We start from the raw sequence: 4332 nt of genomic DNA on the forward strand, positions 1-4332 counted from the left end.
GGCACCTTCGTCATCAACGGCACCGAGCGTGTCGTCGTGTCCCAGCTGGTCCGCAGCCCCGGCGTCTACTTCGAGCGCACGCCCGACAAGACGTCCGACAAGGACATCTACACCGCCAAGGTGATCCCGAGCCGCGGCGCCTGGCTCGAGTTCGAGATCGACAAGCGCGACATGGTCGGCGTCCGCGTCGACCGCAAGCGCAAGCAGTCGGTGACCGTCCTGCTCAAGGCCCTCGGCATGACCGAGGCCGCGATCCTCGAGGAGTTCGGCGACTACGAGTCGATGCGCCTGACCCTGGAGAAGGACCACACGGCCGGCCAGGACGACGCCCTGCTCGACATCTACCGCAAGCTGCGCCCGGGCGAGCCGCCGACCCGTGAGGCCGCCCAGACGCTCCTGGACAACCTCTACTTCAACCCCAAGCGCTACGACCTCGCCAAGGTCGGTCGCTACAAGATCGACCGCAAGCTCGGCGTCGCCGCCGAGCTCGGCGACTCGGTGCTGTCGGTGGACGACATCGTGGCCACGATCAAGTACATCGTCGCGCTGCACGCCGGCGAGACGACCCTGGCCGGCAAGAACGGCCAGGAGGTGCCCGTCGAGGTCGACGACATCGACCACTTCGGCAACCGTCGCCTGCGCAACGTCGGCGAGCTGATCCAGAACCAGGTCCGCACCGGCCTGTCCCGCATGGAGCGCGTCGTCCGCGAGCGGATGACCACGCAGGACGTCGAGGCGATCACCCCGCAGACCCTGATCAACATCCGCCCCGTGGTGGCCTCGATCAAGGAGTTCTTCGGCACCTCGCAGCTCTCGCAGTTCATGGACCAGAACAACCCGCTCGCGGGCCTGACGCACAAGCGGCGTCTGTCGGCCCTCGGCCCGGGCGGTCTGTCCCGTGACCGCGCCGGCATGGAGGTCCGTGACGTCCACCCGTCGCACTACGGCCGCATGTGCCCGATCGAGACCCCTGAGGGTCCCAACATCGGTCTGATCGGCTCGCTCGCCTCCTACGGCCGCATCAACGCGTTCGGCTTCATCGAGACGCCGTACCGCAAGGTCGTCAAGGGCACCGTCACCGACGAGATCCACTACCTCTCGGCCGACGAGGAGGACCGGCACGTCATCGCGCAGGCCAACGCCGTCATCAACGCGGACGGCCTGTTCACCGAGGACCGCGTCCTGGTGCGCACCAAGGGTGGCGAGGTCGACTACATCCCCGGTGAGGACGTCGACTACATGGACGTCTCGCCGCGCCAGATGGTGTCCGCCGCGACCGCGCTCATCCCGTTCCTCGAGCACGACGACGCCAACCGTGCGCTCATGGGCTCCAACATGCAGCGTCAGGCGGTGCCGCTGGTCAAGTCGGAGGCGCCGCTGGTCGGCACCGGCATGGAGTACCGCGCGGCTCTCGACTCCGGCGATGTCGTCCGGGCCGAGAAGGCCGGTGTGGTCACCGAGGTCTCGGCCGACCTCGTCACCGTGGCCGGTGACGACGGCACGACCCGCACCTACCGGATCGCCAAGTTCTCGCGCTCCAACCAGGGCACGTCCTACAACCAGGTCGTCGTCGTCAACGAGGGTGACCGGGTCGAGGCCGGCGGCGTCATCGCCGACGGTCCCGCGACCGAGGGCGGCGAGATGGCCCTGGGCCGCAACCTGCTCGTCGCGTTCATGCCGTGGGAGGGCCACAACTACGAGGACGCGATCATCCTCAGCCAGCGTCTGGTGCAGGACGACGTCCTCTCCTCGATCCACATCGAGGAGCACGAGGTCGACGCCCGCGACACCAAGCTGGGTCCTGAGGAGATCACCCGCGACATCCCCAACGTCTCCGAGGAGGTCCTGGCGGACCTCGACGAGCGCGGGATCATCCGCATCGGTGCCGAGGTCCGTGACGGCGACCTGCTCGTCGGCAAGGTCACGCCCAAGGGCGAGACCGAGCTGACCCCGGAGGAGCGTCTGCTTCGCGCCATCTTCGGCGAGAAGGCCCGCGAGGTCCGCGACACGTCCCTCAAGGTGCCCCACGGCGAGACCGGCACGGTCATCGGCGTCAAGGTCTTCGACAAGGACCAGGGCGACGACCTGCCCCCGGGCGTCAACCAGCTGGTGCGTGTCTACGTCGCCAACAAGCGCAAGATCACCGACGGTGACAAGCTCGCCGGCCGTCACGGCAACAAGGGCGTCATCTCCAAGATCCTGCCCGTCGAGGACATGCCGTTCCTCGAGGACGGCACGCCCGTCGACGTGGTGCTCAACCCGCTCGGTGTCCCCGGCCGTATGAACGTCGGCCAGATCCTCGAGCTGCACCTGGGCTGGGCCGCGTCGCGCGGCTGGGAGATCGCCGGCAACCCGGACTGGGCCAAGCTCATCCCCGAGGACGCGCGTCAGGCTCCGGCCGGCACGCGGGTCGCCTCCCCGGTGTTCGACGGTGTGCGCGAGGACGAGATCGTGGGTCTGCTCGACTCCACGACCCCGACCCGCGACGGCGTTCGGCTCATCGACGGCTCGGGCAAGTCCCGGCTGTTCGACGGCCGCTCCGGCGAGCCGTTCCCCGAGCCGGTGTCGGTGGGCTACATGTACATCCTCAAGCTGCACCACCTCGTGGACGACAAGATCCACGCCCGCAGCACGGGTCCCTACTCGATGATCACCCAGCAGCCGCTCGGCGGTAAGGCCCAGTTCGGTGGCCAGCGCTTCGGTGAGATGGAGGTCTGGGCCCTCGAGGCGTACGGCGCCGCCTACGCGCTGCAGGAGCTCCTCACCATCAAGTCCGACGACGTGCAGGGGCGCGTCAAGGTCTACGAGGCCATCGTCAAGGGCGACAACATCCCCGAGCCCGGCATCCCCGAGTCCTTCAAGGTGCTCATCAAGGAGATGCAGTCGCTGTGCCTCAACGTCGAGGTCCTCTCCAGCGATGGCACGTCCATCGAGCTCAAGGAGTCCGACGAGGACGTCTTCCGCGCAGCGGAGGAGCTCGGCATCGATCTGTCCCGGCGGGAGCCGAGCAGCGTCGAAGAGGTCTGATGCGGTGACGTATGCCGCGTGGCCTGCCACGCGGCATACGTCCCCTCCACGGCCCCCCACCCGAATCAGACCACTTCAGTACTTATAGAGACACGAGAGAAGGAACCACGTGCTCGACGTCAACTTCTTCGACGAGTTGCGCATCGGCCTGGCCACGGCGGAGGACATCCGCCAGTGGAGCCATGGTGAGGTCAAGAAGCCCGAGACCATCAACTACCGCACGCTCAAGCCCGAGAAGGAGGGCCTGTTCTGCGAGCGCATCTTCGGCCCCACCCGGGACTGGGAGTGCAACTGCGGCAAGTACAAGCGTGTCCGCTTCAAGGGCATCATCTGTGAGCGCTGTGGCGTCGAGGTCACTCGCGCCAAGGTGCGCCGTGAGCGGATGGGCCACATCGAGCTCGCCGCCCCCGTCACCCACATCTGGTACTTCAAGGGCGTCCCGTCGCGGCTGGGCTACCTGCTCGACCTGGCCCCGAAGGACCTCGAGAAGGTCATCTACTTCGCGGCCTACATGATCACCTCGGTCGACGAGGAGCAGCGCCACAAGGACCTGCCCTCGCTCGAGGCTCAGATCGAGGTCGAGAAGAAGGAGTTCGAGAACCGTCGCGACTCCGAGATCGAGACCCGGGCCAAGCGGCTCGAGTCCGACATCGCCGAGCTCGAGGCCGAGGGTGCCAAGGCTGACGCTCGCCGCAAGGTGCGCGAGTCCGCCGAGCGCGAGATGAACCAGATCCGCAAGCGCGCCGACCAGCAGATCGAGCGCCTCGAGCAGGTCTGGGACCGCTTCAAGAACCTCAAGGTCCAGGACCTCGAGGGCGACGAGATCCTCTACCGCGAGATGCGCGACCGGTTCGGCCTCTACTTCGAGGGCGGCATGGGCGCTGCGGCGATCCAGAAGCGCCTGCAGGACTTCGACCTGCAGGCCGAGTCCGAGCTGCTGCGCGAGATCATCGCCACCGGCAAGGGCCAGAAGAAGACCCGCGCCCTCAAGCGCCTCAAGGTGGTCACGGCCTTCCAGGCCACCACCAACAAGCCCGACGGCATGGTGCTGGATGCCGTGCCCGTCATCCCCCCGGACCTGCGTCCGATGGTGCAGCTCGACGGTGGCCGCTTCGCGACCTCCGACCTGAACGACCTGTACCGTCGCGTCATCAACCGCAACAACCGCCTGAAGCGGCTTCTCGACCTCGGGGCTCCCGAGATCATCGTCAACAACGAGAAGCGCATGCTCCAGGAGGCCGTCGACAGCCTCTTCGACAACGGCCGCCGCGGCCGCCCGGTCACGGGCCCCGGCAACCGTCCGCT

Annotated in this window: 1 protein-coding gene and 1 pseudogene; both read left to right on the forward strand. The window is 67.4% G+C overall.

The features are described 5' to 3' along the window. Positions 1-3027: DNA-directed RNA polymerase subunit beta (gene rpoB, locus VGN50_RS03170; RefSeq protein ID WP_327443187.1), on the forward strand; the 3027-nt coding region annotated here is incomplete at its 5' end. 109 nt (positions 3028-3136) lie between these two features. Further along, positions 3137-4332: pseudogene (locus VGN50_RS03175) on the forward strand (DNA-directed RNA polymerase subunit beta'); the annotation flags it as partial.

The organism is Pedococcus sp., from assembly GCF_036000045.1.
Lineage (GTDB): Bacteria > Actinomycetota > Actinomycetes > Actinomycetales > Dermatophilaceae > Pedococcus.